The organism is Metabacillus mesotrionivorans (assembly GCF_052171315.1).
Lineage (GTDB): Bacteria > Bacillota > Bacilli > Bacillales > Bacillaceae > Bacillus_P.
This window is the reverse complement of record NZ_JBQMFF010000016.1, coordinates 25,589-42,471: the sequence shown is the minus strand read 5'-3', so window position 1 is coordinate 42,471 and position 16,883 is coordinate 25,589. Positions and strand designations below refer to the sequence as shown.

13 protein-coding genes and 17 tRNA genes are annotated in these 16,883 nt (G+C 43.1%); 29 read left to right on the top strand and 1 reads right to left on the bottom strand.

The genetic code is table 11. From position 1 onward, the window contains the following. Positions 1-28: 28 nt before the first annotated feature. From ACTSEZ_RS21090 to ACTSEZ_RS20975, 24 genes are all read left to right on the top strand, one after another. A tRNA-Asn gene (locus ACTSEZ_RS21090) sits at positions 29-103 on the top strand. A gap of 4 nt (positions 104-107) precedes the next feature. After that, a tRNA-Ser gene (locus tag ACTSEZ_RS21085) sits at positions 108-197 on the top strand. A gap of 9 nt (positions 198-206) precedes the next feature. Beyond that, positions 207-281, top strand: a tRNA-Glu gene (locus tag ACTSEZ_RS21080). 15 nt (positions 282-296) lie between these two features. Continuing rightward, a tRNA-Val gene (locus tag ACTSEZ_RS21075) sits at positions 297-372 on the top strand. Between the two features lie 81 nt (positions 373-453). Then, positions 454-530, top strand: a tRNA-Met gene (locus tag ACTSEZ_RS21070). A gap of 3 nt (positions 531-533) precedes the next feature. Beyond that, a tRNA-Asp gene (locus ACTSEZ_RS21065) sits at positions 534-609 on the top strand. 10 nt (positions 610-619) lie between these two features. After that, positions 620-695, top strand: a tRNA-Phe gene (locus tag ACTSEZ_RS21060). A gap of 11 nt (positions 696-706) precedes the next feature. Further along, a tRNA-Thr gene (locus ACTSEZ_RS21055) sits at positions 707-782 on the top strand. A 9-nt stretch (positions 783-791) separates the two neighbouring features. Continuing rightward, a tRNA-Tyr gene (locus ACTSEZ_RS21050) sits at positions 792-876 on the top strand. Positions 877-894: 18 nt separating this feature from the next. After that, positions 895-968 (top strand) — tRNA-Trp (locus ACTSEZ_RS21045). Between the two features lie 24 nt (positions 969-992). Further along, positions 993-1,068: transfer RNA gene (locus ACTSEZ_RS21040), tRNA-His, on the top strand. A 32-nt stretch (positions 1,069-1,100) separates the two neighbouring features. Beyond that, positions 1,101-1,175, top strand: a tRNA-Gln gene (locus ACTSEZ_RS21035). Between the two features lie 58 nt (positions 1,176-1,233). Further along, positions 1,234-1,308: transfer RNA gene (locus ACTSEZ_RS21030), tRNA-Gly, on the top strand. 9 nt (positions 1,309-1,317) lie between these two features. Then, a tRNA-Cys gene (locus tag ACTSEZ_RS21025) sits at positions 1,318-1,391 on the top strand. 21 nt (positions 1,392-1,412) lie between these two features. Beyond that, positions 1,413-1,498: transfer RNA gene (locus ACTSEZ_RS21020), tRNA-Leu, on the top strand. A 35-nt stretch (positions 1,499-1,533) separates the two neighbouring features. Continuing rightward, a tRNA-Leu gene (locus tag ACTSEZ_RS21015) sits at positions 1,534-1,614 on the top strand. Between the two features lie 760 nt (positions 1,615-2,374). Next, positions 2,375-3,535 (top strand): hypothetical protein, encoded by a 1,161-nt coding sequence (locus ACTSEZ_RS21010; protein ID WP_369736180.1) that lies wholly within the window; start codon positions 2,375-2,377, stop codon positions 3,533-3,535. 571 nt (positions 3,536-4,106) lie between these two features. Next, positions 4,107-4,802 (top strand): cupin domain-containing protein, encoded by a 696-nt coding sequence (locus ACTSEZ_RS21005; protein WP_369736181.1) that lies wholly within the window; start codon positions 4,107-4,109, stop codon positions 4,800-4,802. 298 nt (positions 4,803-5,100) lie between these two features. Then, positions 5,101-6,042, top strand: coding sequence for a carbohydrate ABC transporter permease (locus tag ACTSEZ_RS21000; RefSeq protein ID WP_242524655.1), 942 nt, complete (start codon positions 5,101-5,103; stop codon positions 6,040-6,042). Next, complete coding sequence (locus ACTSEZ_RS20995) at positions 6,042-6,869, top strand: carbohydrate ABC transporter permease (RefSeq protein ID WP_029286338.1); 828 nt, start codon at positions 6,042-6,044, stop codon at positions 6,867-6,869. Before ACTSEZ_RS21000 ends, ACTSEZ_RS20995 begins: the two co-directional genes overlap by 1 nt. An 80-nt stretch (positions 6,870-6,949) precedes the next feature. Next, positions 6,950-8,230 (top strand): ABC transporter substrate-binding protein, encoded by a 1,281-nt coding sequence (locus ACTSEZ_RS20990; protein ID WP_369736179.1) that lies wholly within the window; start codon positions 6,950-6,952, stop codon positions 8,228-8,230. Positions 8,231-8,390: 160 nt separating this feature from the next. Then, positions 8,391-10,199, top strand: a complete 1,809-nt coding sequence (locus ACTSEZ_RS20985) for a cache domain-containing sensor histidine kinase (protein WP_369736178.1) — start codon at positions 8,391-8,393, stop codon at positions 10,197-10,199. Beyond that, entirely contained in the window at positions 10,180-11,727 is a 1,548-nt protein-coding gene (locus ACTSEZ_RS20980; RefSeq protein WP_369736177.1) for a response regulator transcription factor, read from the top strand. The genes ACTSEZ_RS20985 and ACTSEZ_RS20980 overlap by 20 nt, the downstream gene beginning before the upstream one ends. Before the next feature lie 120 nt (positions 11,728-11,847). Continuing rightward, a tRNA-Gly gene (locus ACTSEZ_RS20975) sits at positions 11,848-11,921 on the top strand. 88 nt (positions 11,922-12,009) lie between these two features. On the opposite strand, the gene ACTSEZ_RS20970 is transcribed toward ACTSEZ_RS20975, so the two are convergent. Continuing rightward, positions 12,010-12,675 carry a B3/B4 domain-containing protein gene (locus tag ACTSEZ_RS20970; protein WP_369736176.1) on the bottom strand — a complete coding sequence of 222 codons (666 nt, stop codon included), beginning with the start codon at positions 12,673-12,675 and terminating at the stop codon, positions 12,010-12,012. A 78-nt stretch (positions 12,676-12,753) separates the two neighbouring features. Here ACTSEZ_RS20970 and queG point away from each other — a divergent pair, with 78 nt between their 5' ends. The 5 genes from queG (at position 12,754) to ACTSEZ_RS20945 (ending at position 16,574) form a co-directional block, all read left to right on the top strand. After that, positions 12,754-13,887: a tRNA epoxyqueuosine(34) reductase QueG gene (gene queG, locus ACTSEZ_RS20965; RefSeq protein ID WP_369736175.1), complete on the top strand. Its 1,134-nt coding sequence runs from the start codon at positions 12,754-12,756 to the stop codon at positions 13,885-13,887. Between the two features lie 65 nt (positions 13,888-13,952). Continuing rightward, entirely contained in the window at positions 13,953-14,849 is an 897-nt protein-coding gene (locus ACTSEZ_RS20960; protein WP_369736174.1) for an amidase domain-containing protein, read from the top strand. Between the two features lie 46 nt (positions 14,850-14,895). Next, positions 14,896-15,381, top strand: coding sequence for a tRNA (uridine(34)/cytosine(34)/5-carboxymethylaminomethyluridine(34)-2'-O)-methyltransferase TrmL (gene trmL / locus ACTSEZ_RS20955; RefSeq protein ID WP_029567193.1), 486 nt, complete (start codon positions 14,896-14,898; stop codon positions 15,379-15,381). Between the two features lie 319 nt (positions 15,382-15,700). After that, positions 15,701-16,018 carry a PadR family transcriptional regulator gene (locus tag ACTSEZ_RS20950; RefSeq protein WP_369736173.1) on the top strand — a complete coding sequence of 106 codons (318 nt, stop codon included), beginning with the start codon at positions 15,701-15,703 and terminating at the stop codon, positions 16,016-16,018. Then, positions 16,005-16,574: a DUF2812 domain-containing protein gene (locus ACTSEZ_RS20945; protein WP_369736172.1), complete on the top strand. Its 570-nt coding sequence runs from the start codon at positions 16,005-16,007 to the stop codon at positions 16,572-16,574. The genes ACTSEZ_RS20950 and ACTSEZ_RS20945 overlap by 14 nt, the downstream gene beginning before the upstream one ends. Positions 16,575-16,883: the final 309 nt, after the last annotated feature.

The window sequence follows — 16,883 nt, the reverse complement described above, 5'->3', positions numbered from 1 at the left end:
ACGTTGCCAGGCTGGTGAAAATTATTATTCCGCAGTAGCTCAGTGGTAGAGCTATCGGCTGTTAACCGATCGGTCGTAGGTTCGAGTCCTACCTGCGGAGCCATTTTGGAGAGCTGTCCGAGTGGCCGAAGGAGCACGATTGGAAATCGTGTAGGCGGTAACCCGTCTCAAGGGTTCGAATCCCTTGCTCTCCGCCACAACTTTATGGCCCGTTGGTCAAGCGGTTAAGACACCGCCCTTTCACGGCGGTAACACGGGTTCGAATCCCGTACGGGTCACCAACATATTTTCGCTGCGGAGGATTAGCTCAGCTGGGAGAGCATCTGCCTTACAAGCAGAGGGTCGGCGGTTCGAGCCCGTCATCCTCCACCATGAAAATTTAAAGCAGCAGCGTAACGGTCAAGCAGGTTTAACACCAACTTATCGGGACGAAGAGAATTACCTTATTATTATCGCGGGGTGGAGCAGTCTGGTAGCTCGTCGGGCTCATAACCCGAAGGTCGCAGGTTCAAATCCTGTCCCCGCAACCAAATGGTCCCGTGGTGTAGCGGTTAACATGCCTGCCTGTCACGCAGGAGATCGCCGGTTCGATCCCGGTCGGGACCGCCATTTTTATAAAGGCTTGGTAGCTCAGTCGGTAGAGCAAAGGACTGAAAATCCTTGTGTCGGCGGTTCGATTCCGTCCCAAGCCACCATTTATTCTTTAGCCGGTGTAGCTCAATTGGTAGAGCAACTGACTTGTAATCAGTAGGTTGGGGGTTCAAGTCCTCTCGCCGGCACCACTGAAATGTGGAGGGGTAGCGAAGTGGCTAAACGCGGCGGACTGTAAATCCGCTCCCTCAGGGTTCGGCGGTTCGAATCCGTCCCCCTCCACCATTTTTATCAATCAAATATAGGGGCATAGTTTAAAGGTAGAACAGAGGTCTCCAAAACCTCCGGTGTGGGTTCGATTCCTACTGCCCCTGCCAATTTAAATCTTATCTTATATAGTGGCGGTTGTGGCGAAGTGGTTAACGCATCGGATTGTGGCTCCGACATTCGAGGGTTCGATTCCCTTCAATCGCCCCATTATTTTATTAATAGGGTTTTTATTTATTTTTTGGGCTATAGCCAAGCGGTAAGGCAACGGACTTTGACTCCGTCATGCGCTGGTTCGAATCCAGCTAGCCCAGCCATTTTCACTTTAACAGTCATCTTTGTGCAACAGCTGCATAAGATACAATTACAGCGAATGCGGAAGTAGTTCAGTGGTAGAACACCACCTTGCCAAGGTGGGGGTCGCGGGTTCGAATCCCGTCTTCCGCTCCAGAATCTTAAGGCGGCATAGCCAAGTGGTAAGGCAGAGGTCTGCAAAACCTTTATCCCCGGTTCAAATCCGGGTGTCGCCTCCAATTTTTATGAACTCACCCTTAGCCGGGGTGGCGGAACTGGCAGACGCACAGGACTTAAAATCCTGCGGTAGGTGACTACCGTACCGGTTCGATTCCGGTCCTCGGCATCAACCAGTATCCAGTTCAAAAAAATGATCATTTTGCCGGTGTGGCGGAATTGGCAGACGCGCACGACTCAAAATCGTGTTCCTCTGGAGTGTCGGTTCGACCCCGACCACCGGTATCTAAAATAGCTATAGAAATCAAGACTTCAACATAACCGTTGAAGTCTTTTTTTGCGTTTATTTTTACGACATAAATTTTACAAAATCGTGTGCGTTGAATCGTGTGCGTAGGAGGTTGGTGTGGGTAGAAGAGGAAAACTTTCAGATGATGAAGCGCAAATAATTAAAAAGAAAATTACGGATGATCAAGCTTACGAAGTCTTCTTCAAAAATTGTTATTGTACAAGGTCAATATATAAATAAATTACGTGAAGATTTAACGGATTATCTATATCAATAATATATGTCAAAAAATGATTGGATAGCTTCAATTGATTCATTTCAAGGTAATGACTCAATTCCAATAATGACAATTCATAAAATTAAGGGGTCTATTCATAAAAGCTGCGTGCCAAATAACGAATATTTTATATATTGTTGAGTGATATTTAGAACAGAATAAAAGTTCTGTTATGTGGTTTAATTAAAGTTAGATTGTAGGATGCTCTCACGTACACCCACAATCTATGGGTGGTATGATGATAAGGGGTTAAAAACCTTTTTATATCAACATCTAAAATGATAATATGCTTTTCTTGTCCTCAGATTTTCAAAGAACACCGAATCCATTACAAAAAAAGCTAACCGATTTTTGCATTGGCCCTTATTGCTATGTAAGAGTAGATGATATATTGTAAAGGGTTTAATAGTTATCATTCTATAGGAAGTTATTGGTAATATATGTTATAATAAAGTTAGCATTTTTTGGAGGTGAAAGTGGTGAGAATGTTTTCGGAAAAGGGCTTAATACAAACAAATAATATTTATCAAAAGATTGCACTTATTTCTTTAACAGTTAGTATATTTTCTTCTTTTTCTTTCTTAATATCCTATTCCTTTCTTTATGGATATTATTTCGGGGGATCATTAGACTTCTCTTCTTCTAATTTTGATATTTATCTCAACTTTATTCCATTCCAGTTTCAGACCATGACATTTACATGGTTAATGCTCTCCTTATCTATCAGTTTACTCATTTTTATGTCAAAAATTATAATAGAAAAAGAGTTTCAAAATATATTATTAGTACTAATAAGTTTCATTATTTTACATATTCTATTAACTGTTTTTTTTACTCGACAAGTTAATGATGTTTTAACAATTCTTCAATTTGGTGTGATTTGGGCGATTCCTTTTTTTATTCTATTAATGGTTTTCTTTGTTGTGAGAGTTTACAAGGTCCCCCTTAAATCCTTTGCCGGTTCTTTATATGGTTTAATTGGAATTATGTTTCTAATAATAATAAATCATTGGAATACCGCTGATGAGTGGGTAATGCTCTTGGTTTATTTTGCATTTTTTGCCGGAGGAATCAGTTTCAGTTATATTTCCTATAACAAATACTCAAATGTTGCATTCTTTTTTCCATATTATTTTATAATCCTTATATTAATATATAGTCTGTATCCAATACAGGAATTCTTTAATTCTATTAATATAATGGGGGTTGTTATTGTCTGTCCAATTGCTATGATAATAAGCTATTTTACTGCTAAAAAAAAGAAATTAGTAGATGTTAATTCAAATAATGTTACAGATAAGCATTCAGTCTTTATATACCTTTCAACAGTACTCAATGAGTTTCTTAATAAGAAAACAAATAATAAATTAATAATGTTAATCATGTTGATGCTTTTGGGGGCATTTATTATAATACCTAGAATTTCTATATACACAGCAAAAGTTATTCGAAGTTTTACACCTGTAGAAAAATTACAACAGAATATTATAAAAATGAAGGATATAGAAGGCAGAGTAGTGAAATTCAAAGGAAAGGTTGTCGCAGATCAAAATAATATACTTTTTATCTCAAATGAAAATTGGCAACTGGAACAAGTGAAAACCGAAAAATACATAGTTGAAATAAATGAAAAAGACTAAATATTGAAAGAATTTTAGGTGGACATTATTATTTACAAATAAAAGTGCGTAAGAAATACTACTTAAAGTGTGATTAAGGGTAAGGGAAAGTTCCTTACTCAATGCTCATAAAATTTGACTCCATGTTGACTCCTAATTGTAAATAAACTATAGAATAATTTCTGAAGAATGTAGTCTTTATAAGACTTTGTAAATTATGTTATAGATGAAACCGACATAAAATCGTATTCCTCTGGAGTGTCGATTCGACCCCGACCACCGGTATCTATAACTTACGAAAACGAGTAAGGCAATGCTTTTAGCAATCAGAGCATTGGCTTTTTTTGTTTTATCTGAACGCCCATCGTGTGGACAAAATACTTCCTCAATCTTATAAATTTAAACCCAAGTACCCCCGCCCACCTCCCTGCATATGATGCTTTTATATGCGCTGAAAGGGTGGAGAAGAATGTATTATTATCCGAATTACTGGTATCCAAATCCTTATTATCATCAGGTTCATACACCGATGAACAGTTATTACAGAGAACCGGCCTATTGGAATTATCAAGGGAGCACCTACCCCTATGAGATGAGTGAGTACAGATTCTCATTAAAGGATTATGGAGGAGAGCCATTTGTTATTAATATTAATGAAGCGACGCTGCAGAACAATACTTTCCGGACGGCCTTATGGACAGGAACTCACCTGCAGCTAACGTTAATGAGTCTCAATCCGGGTGAAGATATCGGGTTGGAAATGCATCCTGATGTTGATCAGTTCCTGCGGGTTGAAGAGGGGCAGGGGATTGTTCAAATGGGCAAGAGCAAGGACCAATTGCCTTTCATGAGAAACGTCTATGATGATTCGGCGATCTTCATACCGGCAGGAACGTGGCACAATGTCACTAATACAGGCAAATCTCCGCTGAAACTTTACTCGATCTATGCTCCTCCGAACCATCCGTTTGGTACAGTTCATCAGACGAAAGCGGATGCAGAGGCTGCCGAAGAAAGTTACGGCCAAAATGGTGGAGAAACCGTTATTGATGGCAAGACTCCGGATGAATGGGTAAAGCACACGGAATTTTTGGTGAAGGAAGGGCTGGAGGATGTGCAAAGAGGGATCAATGCGGTTCATATTCTTCAGGAGTTTATTTTGATGGGCGTGCTTGTAGGGAAGGGATACACTCCTGAGAAGGCATATGAAACAGTGGAAGAGTGGGAGCGTACGGGAGAGTCCAAGCTTCTGCAGCAGAGCAAAAAATTAGGGGGACAAAGCGTATAGTGATGGCTGTACCCCGGAATATTAGACTCAATTAAGCAAATGAGAAAGAACCTGGAGCTCACCAGGTTCTTTTTTTGTTAAAATACATTTATTGCACCAGTTGCTCAAAAGAGCTCGTATTGGTGCATTTCTCAAGCATTTATGTGATTTTAGCACTGTCATACAAAAAGAGGACAAGCCTTTCTCCCCACATCTAGTCAAAATAGTGCACCTTCTTCGTCAATTGAGTATCCCCTTTTTAGTAAGCGCTATCATTATAATAAAAGAAAGCGGTTACAAACTAAGGGTGGTGAGACGGTTGGAAACGAAAATTCAAACGGGGCCTGTGAGCACGAAGGCTCAGATGCAGACCGTTCCTAAGAAGAAGTTTAAGGTGAAGAGCCTGCTTGTATATGGCGCCTTTGTTGGTCCGGCGCTGCTGTTCTTCCTTGTGATCCAGATACTGCCGTTCTTAATGGGGCTTTATTATTCGTTTACTTCATGGAATGGAGTCAGTTCAGCTGTCGAGTGGGTAGGTTTGGAGAACTATCTGAAGATCTTTACGAATGATCCGGCCTTTTTTAATTCTTTCATTTTTACGACGAAGTTTATGTTTGCGGCTGTTATTATCAGTAATGTGATTGGGTTTGCTTTTGCACTGATGCTGAATGCAGCGCTTAAAACGAAGAATGTTCTGCGGACTGTCTTTTTCCTTCCGAACGTCATCGGGGGATTATTGCTCGGATTTATCTGGCAGTTCATTTTTGTAAAAGGTTTTGCATCACTCGGAAATATGACGGGTCTTGAGTTTTTCAAAATGCCTTGGCTTGGCGATGAGACGACTGCGTTTTGGGGAATTGTCATCGTGTTTGCCTGGCAGACGAGCGGCTATATGATGGTCATCTATATTGCAGCTCTTCAGGGTGTGGATACTTCCCTGCTTGAGGCGGCGAAGATGGACGGAGCTTCTGCTTGGACGCTTTTGACGAAGATTATTGTTCCGCTGATTCTTCCGGCGTTTACAATTTGTCTGTTCCTTACAATATCAATGGCGTTTAAGATTTTCGATCTGAATATCTCTCTTACAGGCGGCGGGCCGTTCAACTCGACTCAGTCTGTAGCGATTAATATTTATCAGGAAGCCTTCCAGAATAACCGTTACGGTCTTGGTACGGCGAAGTCGATTCTGTTCTTTGTGGTTGTTGCCATCTTTACAACCGTACAGGTAATGATGACGAAGAAGCGGGAGGTTGAGGCGTAATGGGCAACCGGTACACAGGCAAAACATTTGTCCTCGAGATCATAGCAATCGCAATTGCGCTGATCTTCCTGATTCCGTTTTACTTCGTTCTAGTAAACTCGGTTAAGCCGTTTGCAGCTATTTTAATAGATGCTGCAGCATGGCCGAAGGAATTTATGTTCTCTAACTACGCCAAAGTGTGGGAGGTTATCAACTTCCCGCGGGCTTTCTGGAATTCGCTTATCATCACTGTTTTCAGTAATATTGGGTTAGTGATCATCAGCTCGATGGCTGCGTGGAAAATGGTCCGCACGCCGGGCAGATTCAACAAAATCCTGTTTGTTCTGTTTGTAGCGGCAATGGTCATTCCGTTCCAGACGGTGATGATTCCGCTGATGAAGCTTGGAGGCACGCTTGGTCTGACAAACAGCATTCCGGGTCTGATTATCATGTATTTCGGTTTTGGTGTTCCGCTTTCACTGTTCCTTTATCACGGGTTTGTGAAAACAGTGCCTGTTGAAATTGAAGAGTCAGCAAAGATTGACGGCTGCAGCGAGTTCGGAGTGTTCTGGAGAATTGTTTTCCCTCTCCTAAAGCCGATCACGGTAACGGTAGTCATTCTGAATACGCTTTGGATCTGGAATGATTACCTTCTTCCATTGCTTGTTCTGCAGGATGCGGAGCTCCGCACGATTCCGCTTGCGGCAAGTTCATTCTTTGCCCAGTACACGAAACAGTGGGATATGGGACTCGCAGCGCTGGTGCTTGGCATTACCCCGGTCGTGATTTTCTTCCTGTTCCTGCAAAAGCACATTATTAAGGGTATTGCATCAGGTTCGATCAAGTAGATATAAAGTTTCTGCATTCGATAGATTAAGAGTGCAGAAATTTATATAAAATAAAAAGATTCAAGGAGGTCAATCCATCAATGAAACGCTTTCTGTTATTATGTATGTCATTAGTTTTCGTATTCGGCATTATGGCGGGCTGTTCGTCTAAAGAATCATCAGGCGGAGATTCAGGCAAGGATTCAAAATCAGGCGATGAAGTGGTAACGCTTAACTTCTTCCAGTTTAAAGTAGAAATTGCTGACCAGCTTCAGGAAATGATCAAAGAATATGAAGCTGAGAATCCAAACATTAAGATTAAACTTGAAACAGTAGGCGGCGGTGCTGATTACGGCGCAGCTCTTAAAGCGAAATTTGCCTCAGGCGAAGAGCCGGATATTTTCAACAACGGCGGTTTTAAAGAACTTGAGCTCTGGAAAGAAAAGCTTGCTGATCTTTCTGGCGAGCCATGGGTTGAGCATGTTCTTCCAATCGGAAAAGTGCCAATGACAGATGCAGACGGCAAGCTTTACGGAATGCCTGTCAACCTTGAAGGATACGGCTTTGTTTACAACAAAGACCTGTTTGAAAAAGCAGGCATCACTGAGCCTCCTAAAACAATCGATGAACTGAAAGAAGCTGCTAAAAAGCTTGAAGCTAAAAAGATCACTCCATTCTCTGCTGGATACGGCGAGTGGTGGGTAATCGGGCAGCATTTACTGAACATTCCATTTGCACAGCAGGAAGATCCGGAGAAATTTATCGCAGGTCTTTATGACGGATCAGAAAAATTCACTGACAACGAGCAGTTCAAGCAGTTCAAAGAAGTTCTTGATACAGAGCTTAAATATGCAAACGACAATCCATTAACGACAGATTACAATACACAGGTTACACTTTTCGCTTCTGGCGAAACAGCTATGCTGCAGCAAGGTAACTGGACAGAAAACATGATCACAGAAATCAATCCTGAGATCAACATGGGCTTCCTTCCAATTCCGATCAGCAACGACGAGAATGCAAACAGCCTTCCAGTCGGCGTACCGAACAACTGGGTACTGAACAAAAATTCAGAGCATCTTGAAGAAGCGAAAGCATTCTTAAACTGGATGGTTTCATCTGAAACAGGCAAACGCTTCATCACAGAAGAATTCGCATTCATCCCGGCATTCGATAACATCGAGCCTGCTGGTCTTGGCGATCTTGGAACATCGATTCTTGATTACTCTAAAGAAGAAAAAACAATCCCTTGGACTTGGTTCAAATGGCCGGACGGGGCGAACAAAGAATTCGCTGCTGCCATGCAGGAATATGCTGCAGGCAAAATCGACTATGATACAATGCTTGAGCGCTTCCAGACTTCATGGGATAACTTGAAGTAATAGACTGATAGAGAAAGCATGCCCTCATGGGTGTGCTTTCTTTTTGCATCCTTTTGTAATCCCCCCCAAGGTATTTGAAGGAAGATTCTAAAAAGTGCTTTCAAGCCTATAAAACTGGCTATATACTAAAGAATAAGCTAGTCCCTGGAGGTCAGACCCCATGCTGAAACGAAGCATCCGCAACAAATTGATTGTTCTTCTGATGATTACGACCATCGTGCCGTTCGGCAGTTCCATTTTAATCACGTACCTATATACAAAAGAATCGCTTGAAGACCAGGTTGTGAAAGAAAGCAGCAATCTGCTATACCAGGGGAAAATAAACCTTGAAAGCTATTTGAATGAGCTGAACGGTCTTACACTCTCCCTGTACAACAACCCGGATTTTATTAACTACCTCAGAGCGCCCGATGATAAAAATGACTATCAGAATGTCGGTGTTGTGAAAAATATTATGCAGACCATTCTCTATACAGGAGATACGATCAACGAGGTGAAAATTTCGTTTGCCAAAGATGACAGGGTGATTTCTGCTACTAAGCGTTCGACTGTAGTCTTTTCAACGAGTATTGAAGATGAAAAAAGTGAGGCCTTCAACAGTGCTGAGCGCAGCCCCTACAACCTGTATATCGAGCCCGTATACGCAAGCCATGAGGACAGCCCAAGAAGGGGAAGGGACATCGTGATGATGCACAGGGCGCTTACGAATGTGCCCGGAAGCGATGTACTTGGATACATCACTCTCGGCATTTCGCCTGATACGATCATTGATATGAGCCGGAATCTGTACAACCGGGAAACAGAGGAGTTTTTCCTGCTGTCATCAGAGGGGAAGATGATTTACAGTTCAAACGCCGAGATTCCGGACGGATCCAATCAAAAGTGGATTGAGAGCGTGATGGATGCAGACACTGCATCAGGCACGTTTGAGTGGCAGGAGGATTCTTTTAACGGAGTGATGATGTACGACAGGCTTTCTGAATCATCCGGAGGCTGGATCCTGGTCAAGCGGGTGCCGTTTCATATCCTTTATGACAGCGCATACAGCGTGGCTAAAATCAACATTCTCTTTGGCGTGATCGGTTTGTCGCTTGTGGTGCTTGCTGTTCTGTTCGTTTCCTTTAAAATGACGTCCCCGATCAGAATTCTGCTTCAGAATATTGAACAGGTTGAAAAAGGCAATATGAAGATCGCCTCCCAGTCCTTCGGATCTGATGAAATCGGGATTCTGGGCTCCCGTTTTCAGCAGATGATCGAGCGGATCAATCAGCTGATTACGAGGGAGTACAAGCTTGAGCTCGAAAATAAGACAAATCAACTTAAAGTGCTGCAGTCTCAAATCAACCCGCATTTCCTTTATAATGCACTGCAGTCAATCGGAACAGTTGCCCTTAAAAATAACGTCCCGCAAATCTACTCCCTGATCACCCACCTGTCAAAAATCATGAGATACGGGATGAATATGGAGGAGGATCTTGTTCCTCTGAGGAAAGAAATTACCTACACCAATGCCTTTTTATTCCTGCAAAAAGAGCGGTTTGGCGAGCATTTGCAGGTGCGTGTGGAGGTTGATGAGGATGTGCAGGATATTCTTGTGCCGAAGATGATTCTGCAGCCCGTGATTGAAAACTACTTTAAGCATGGCTTTGATATCCGTGATGGAATAGGGAGCATCGAGCTGAAATGCTTCAGGGACGATGATGAACTGGTCATGATAATCACTGACAACGGTATTGGCGTCACGCCGCAGAGGCTGAATGAAATACATGAGCATTTCAGAGCCGAGGCGCTGAATAAAAAGGGACCGGGGACAAATATAGGTCTGAAAAACGTCTATTCGCGGCTGAAGCTTTATTATGACCACAAAGCAAAGCTTTTTCTGGAAAATAAAGAGGACGGCGGCTTCATGGTGACGATGAGGCTTCCGGTCCTGCAGGAGGGTGAGACGGGTGAAAGCGATCATAGTTGATGATGAAAAGCATGTAAGGGAAGGGCTCATGCTGCTCGCTGACTGGGAAAAGCACGGGATCGATCTTATTATGGAAGCGGAAGACGGGGAAGAGGCTGCAGCGCTCATTAAAGAACACAATCCTGAAATCATTTTTACAGATATGAGAATGCCAAGGCGGGACGGAATCAGTCTTTTAAAATGGCTTCATGCCGAGAACACGGCAAGCAAAACCATTGTTGTGAGCGGGTATGATGACTTTGAATATATGAGGCATGCGATCACTTATAAGAGCTTCGATTATATTTTAAAGCCGATTGAGCCCGATGTGCTGAACGAGACGCTTGAGCGGGCTGTTAATGAGTGGCGGGAGCAGGCGATGTCAAAGTCTGCCCAGGCTGAAGAGAGCCGCGTCATCAATGAAGTCAGGCCCCTCTATTGGGATCAGCTTTTTTCAGGGCTTTGTCTGAAGAAAGAACTCTCACAGGATGCTGAAGAAAAAATACAGAAAGAATACGGCGTGCATTTTTCGAGCGTTCAAAAAACGGCCGCTGTTCTCTCGCTGAAGGCTTGTGAAGGAGACCGGGAAGCTGCTGCTGCCTCTATAACCGGCCTGTGCAGCGAACACTTGAAGGACGGGGTCTGCTTTAAAAACGTGAATAAAGAGGATGAACTTGTTCTGCTTCTATGGAAGGAGAAAAATCCGCTTGCTGCGGCGGAAGAATTCATCAGGCTTGTCAAACAGAAGCTTAAGCTAAATGTTCTTGCTGCAGCGGGCAGCACCGGTTTTCAGCTGAATGAAACCTTTGGTGAGGCGGAGGCGATTCTCCTTACACATGATCTCCGCCTGAAAAAAACGCTTGCCGCACCAAGGGACAAAGGAGACAAACCGCTGCTTCACCTGTTTGACTTTTCAAACGAGCTGAAGTGGGCCGTGCAGTCAGGCAGTATCCCTCAAACTGAAGCGCAGCTTGTAAAAATATTTGCAAAGCTTGAACAGCAGCATCATCTTTCCCTTGAACAGATCACGCTGTGGGAAAAACAGTTTGAGCTCCTGCGAAACAACTGGATCAAGGAATATGAAGTCAGCCACAAGGCAGGCTTTTATTCAGGAAAAGCTTACTGGGATTCAGACGGACATTTTTCTATGGCAAAATTTAAGGAAGAAAAAACAAAGGAATTCACAGAGCTGATCACGATTCTTTCCACCGTGAAGTACCAGAAGGAAAAAAACAACATGCAGCAGATTGAAGAATATCTTCAGCAGCATTATCAGGAGGACATTACGCTCCAGGAAATTGCAGACAAATTCTATTTAAGCAGGGAATACATCTCCCGAAAATTCAAGCAGGATTACCAGACAACACTGACGGACTATCTAACCGGCATCCGCATGGAGAAGGCAAAGTCACTGCTTGAAAATCCGTATCTCAAAATCTATGAAGTCGCATACGGCGTCGGCTACCAGAACGAAAAATACTTCAGCAAAGTCTTCAAAAAATACACAGGCCAGACGCCGAACGAATACAGGCAGACGGCAGGCAAGTAAAGGGGTCAGTCCCGCTCTGCTTTAACGCAGTGTGGGACTGACCCAATTTTCGACAAAATTATTCATTTTGTGTTGAAGAATCGTTAAGAATTTGTTAAGATATTTTTATCGCTTCTTCTTGCGGGTGTAGTTTAATGGTAAAACCTCAGCCTTCCAAGCTGATGTCGTGGGTTCGATTCCCATCACCCGCTCCATACATATACAACGCAGTGTTTCGTTTGTCAGAAAAACGGAGCATTGCGTTTTTTCATGTTCAAAAAAATCCCTCCGGAAAAGAGGGATTTACTGTATCACTTTATAATCTCCTGTCCCGCCGTGAATTTGCGTGAACATTTTCGTTAAAGATGATAACATCTCGAGTGCCTGCTCCACGTCCATGCCTGGCCTTAAATAGATTAGATGCAGGGCATTGCGCGTATTTTCTGTGACTGCCGTCCGCCTGGAGTCAACAAACGGGCTTCCGAACGGTCCGTTTTCATCCGCAGATACAAGTTTCCCGGCCATGTTTACTTCCCGTCTGTTGATGGCAAGATAGGAATCACCTGCAGCCCCAACCCTGATTTCAACGGGACCTGACAGTTCATCGGCATCGTAAATGCCAAACGGAATTTGATGCTGCAGCGAAAAGAAGTTATTGAGGTCAACGGCGGAATGAAACGGCTCTAGATACTGCTGCTTTTGAATTCTGCGGTACAGCGCCTCGCTTGAAGGGCGGTAGCGTCCCGGATCTGTGCCGAGTTTTTTGAAAATGGCCCGCCACTCCTTGATTGGTTCGAGGTCCTGGACTTTTTTATCTTCCATTTCAAAGAAGATTGATTCCTGGAACAGACGCATTCTGCCTTTCAGCATTTGCGGCGATTCTGATACTTCAATGTTTTCATAGGAGATCACACCGATTTTAAAACCGGGTATCTCCCGGGTGATTTCGGGACTGATTGAAGTTTCCATCATTTTATCCTCCACATTTTAATGACATTATTTTACCATAGAAGAAGTGACCAATCGAACGGAAAGGAGGGATAGACCATGAATGCAGCCGAGTTCAAACAAGATTTAATAGCATACAGCAAAAGCATCGGCATTGATAAAATCGGATTTTCGCAGGCTACCGTTTTTGAAGAACTGAAGCAGCGCCTGATTGTGCACGAGCAAAAGGGCTATATGTCAGGCTTTGAGGAGCCGGATATAGAAAAGAGAACGAATCCTGGTTTGCTGGTGCCGGGAGCGAAATCGATTATATCGATTGCCCTTGCGTATCCTTCAAAGCTGAAAGATGCTCCCAGAAGCACGAAAGAAGACAGACGAGGGATTTTCTGCCGTGCATCCTGGGGACAGGATTATCATGATGTGCTGAGAGACAGGCTGAGGAAGCTTGAAGCCTATATCCTTGAAAAGCTGCCGGATGCAGAGCTCAAGTCCATGGTTGATACCGGCGAATTGTCTGACCGTGCGGCCGCCGAGAGAGCGGGAATCGGATGGAGCGGCAAAAACTGCGCCATTATTACACCAGAATTCGGTTCGTATGTCTACCTTGGCGAAATCATCACGAATATTGCCATCCCTCCTGATACACCGATGGAGGACCGATGCGGCAGCTGCACGATTTGTGTGGATGCATGCCCGACAGGTGCCCTTGTTCAGGGCGGCCAGCTTGATTCATCCAAGTGCATTGCTTTTTTAACGCAGACAAAAGGGTTTCTTGAAGAAAGATACCGCAAAAAGCTTGGAAACCGCCTGTACGGCTGTGATACGTGCCAGACGGTCTGTCCGGAGAATAAAGGCAAGGACTTTCATCTGCACGCCGAAATGGAGCCGGACCCGGAAATTGCAAAGCCGAAGCTGAAACCGCTGCTTACGATGAGCAACCGCGAATTTAAAGAGAAGTTCGGTCATGTGTCAGGCTCCTGGCGCGGGAAAAAACCGATTCAGCGCAATGCGATCATTGCTCTTGCCCATTTTAAAGATACAACGGCTGTTCCTGAATTAACGTTCTTGATGCAAAAGGATCCCCGCCCTGTCATCAGGGGAACGGCAGCCTGGGCGCTGGGTGTAATCGGTGAAGCAGCGAGTCTTCCTGATCTGAAGAAAGCTCTTCAGCAGGAGCAGGACGAAGAGGCGCGTGCTGAAATCGAAAAAGGGATTGCGCTTCTTCAGCAGTAGAGTTCATACTTCCCGGAAGGTTTTCATAGAGTCTTACTAAAGACACTTATGGCGGTGAAGCGTATATGAAAAAGGAACTTGCGGCTGCAGTAAAGAGCAAACTGGAGATGCTGGTCAACAGCAGAGGTGCAAGGGATCTTCATCTGATCGAAGACAGTGAAACGCTGCTCAGAAAAAAGCAGATCTTAAAAGACCGGGAAGTGGAGCTTCTTAAAGGCAGAGCGGATGTGCAGGTGCTCCAGGTTGAGAATGTTTCAGCTGAGGAAATGCACGTGACGTACAAGTGCCACTTTAAATATTTTCATAACGACAGGGAATCGTTTTATATGGAAGAAAAAACCGAAGACAGGATGGCCATTTTTCAAAATGGCATGATTGTCAGCGATGATAAGATTGAAGTGAACCGTGAAGATGAGACAGATGAAAACAGGGAAGACGAGTCAGATGAGCGGGTTCCGTTCCGGTACGACAGGCTCGCTGCGGTGCAGTATGCAGAGAGATGGTGGAATACGCACAATCCGAAGTATAAAAACTTCGATGTGAACTGCACGAACTATGTCTCCCAGTGCCTCCGGGCAGGAGGAGCACCGATGCGCGGCTATCCCGGGCGCTCTGCCGGGTGGTGGATGCAAAACAGCAACTGGAGCTACAGCTGGACTGTTGCGCATTCCCTTACGATGCACCTCGGAAATTCGAAAACGGGGCTTCGCGCATCGAGGGTCTACAAACCTGAAGCTCTCATGCCCGGTGATGTGATTTGCTATGACTTTCAGGGCGACGGCAGGTTTGACCATACGACGATTGTCGTGGCAAAAGATAAATCAAACATGCCTCTGGTCAATGCCAATACGTACAACAGCAGAATGCGCTACTGGGATTATGAGGATTCCACAGCCTACACGCCAAGCATTGCCTACAGGTTTTATCATATTGAAGATGATGCGGGCTCAAAGAAACAATAATGAAGTGGTATAATAAAGGCAACAGATTTAGATGAGGTGAAAATAAGTGGCTTTACATGTCGTACTCTACCAGCCGGAGATCCCGGCTAACACAGGAAACATCGCACGCACGTGCGCGGCAACCAACACCGTTCTGCATTTGATCCGTCCGCTTGGATTTTCAACAGACGACAAAATGCTGAAGCGTGCAGGACTTGATTACTGGGAATTCGTCACCGTCGTGTATCACGATTCCCTTGACGAACTATTTGAAGCATATCCTGAAGGGGATTTCTACTTTATCTCGAAATTTGGCGAACAGCCACATACAACCTTTGACTACAGCAGCGTGGAAAAAGACACGTTCTTCGTGTTCGGAAAAGAAACGACCGGCCTGCCGAAGGATCTCATTGCAGCCAATATGGAAAAATGCCTGCGCCTGCCAATGACCGGCAATGTGCGTTCCCTTAACTTATCCAACACCGCTGCGATTTTGATCTATGAGGCATTGAGACAGCAGAATTATCCTGGCTTACTAAAAAAAACGACCTGAATGTAACGGGTTCAGTTTTCGAGTGCAAAACTAAAAATTACACATCAAAAGGAGTGCCAAATCGCATTGATTCTGGCACTCCTTTTTTGATTTAACGTTGTTATTGCCGATAAATCTCTATAATTTGTAATAAAAAATGTCCCCTGAAAAGCAGATAACAGAATTTGCTGTTTCTCAAACTGTGAAAAAGTTGAATTCCTTATGAGGAAATCAACTTTTTTGTAGTTTTCAATTTAATAATATTGTTGACTATTCAGTTGAACTGAATTATATTGATATTAAGTTAGATTGTGTAGTTGAACTGAATAGGAGCGAGGTTATGAAACATCAATTATTACCATTGTCTGAAACGATGCATTATATTTTATTAGCTCTGCGTGAGCCGCTTCACGGCTATGCTGTGATGCAAAAAATTGAGCAAATGAGTAATGGCACTGTTATTTTAGCAGCTGGTACATTATACGGTGCGATTGAAAACCTGAGTAAGCATGGCTGGATTGAACCTGTTGGAGTGTCTGGTCGAAGAAAAGTTTATATGATAACTGCGGAAGGAAGCGCCATTTTGAAAATGGAATTAAACAGGTTTTTGCATATTATATCCCTGTACGAAGGAAGTGAATCAAATGAAGAAATTTAAGATGTTTTTTGATATTGAAAAAGAAGAGCAATGGCTGAACCAGCAATTACAAAAAGGATATCGATGTACCAATATTAGTGGCCTGGGAATATACACTTTCAAAAAAACTGACAAGAACTATGTGATGCGACTGGATTATCAAAAAAATTTATCAAAGAAAAAATTCAGAGATTATAAAGGAGTCTATGAAGATTTCGGTTGGTTTTATGTAAATGGACCCTGGCTTGGGGGAATTCGATACTGGCAAAAAGAAGATGATGATCAAAATGAAATCTTTTCTGATCGTCAATCAAAGCGTTATTATTATAAAAGATTAATGGATTATTCATCTATTTTGGGTATACTGTTATTATTTTTTTCTTATATGATTTACAAGGATTCAGGTTTATATGCAGCTGAAGGTCTTTGGAGTATGAAGGGTTCACTATTTTGGAAAGCATTTTTATTTGAAACTCCATTTGCCCTTTTGAAGTTACTTCCCGCCCTTATGGTAGTCTTCTGTTGGAGCAGTTTCTATAAAGCTTATCGAAAGTATTCGATGTTGAAAGAAGCATAATATGTCGGGAGTTATACATGAAATTTTTATCCAAAACGGTAGTTGAATTTGCTTCCCTTTTCTTGCTCAACTAAAGGGGGCATGATTGAATAATTGACATAAAAAAATGGTCAGAGGCACATCAGCCACTGACCATTTTTAATACAAATAATACTGTTTTAAGCTGCAAACTAACTCTGCAATTTGTTTAGTAGAAGTTTGAACCCATTAATCTAAATGACCGATTTTTTATTTTTTTACTCCAGGCTTATCATTGTACCCAGCAGTAAATATAGAAACTAAAAATGTAATGCATACCCCTAGCACTAA

Coding starts and splice junctions, on each gene's coding strand:
- ACTSEZ_RS21005 (WP_369736181.1), top strand. CDS start 4,107: ATGAGTGAGTACAGATTCTCATTAAAGGATTATGGAGGAGAGCCATTT.
- ACTSEZ_RS20995 (WP_029286338.1), top strand. CDS start 6,042: ATGGGCAACCGGTACACAGGCAAAACATTTGTCCTCGAGATCATAGCA.
- ACTSEZ_RS20990 (WP_369736179.1), top strand. CDS start 6,950: ATGAAACGCTTTCTGTTATTATGTATGTCATTAGTTTTCGTATTCGGC.
- ACTSEZ_RS20985 (WP_369736178.1), top strand. CDS start 8,391: ATGCTGAAACGAAGCATCCGCAACAAATTGATTGTTCTTCTGATGATT.
- ACTSEZ_RS20970 (WP_369736176.1), bottom strand. CDS start 12,675: ATGGAAACTTCAATCAGTCCCGAAATCACCCGGGAGATACCCGGTTTT.
- queG (WP_369736175.1), top strand. CDS start 12,754: ATGAATGCAGCCGAGTTCAAACAAGATTTAATAGCATACAGCAAAAGC.
- ACTSEZ_RS20960 (WP_369736174.1), top strand. CDS start 13,953: ATGAAAAAGGAACTTGCGGCTGCAGTAAAGAGCAAACTGGAGATGCTG.
- ACTSEZ_RS20950 (WP_369736173.1), top strand. CDS start 15,701: ATGAAACATCAATTATTACCATTGTCTGAAACGATGCATTATATTTTA.
- ACTSEZ_RS20945 (WP_369736172.1), top strand. CDS start 16,005: ATGAAGAAATTTAAGATGTTTTTTGATATTGAAAAAGAAGAGCAATGG.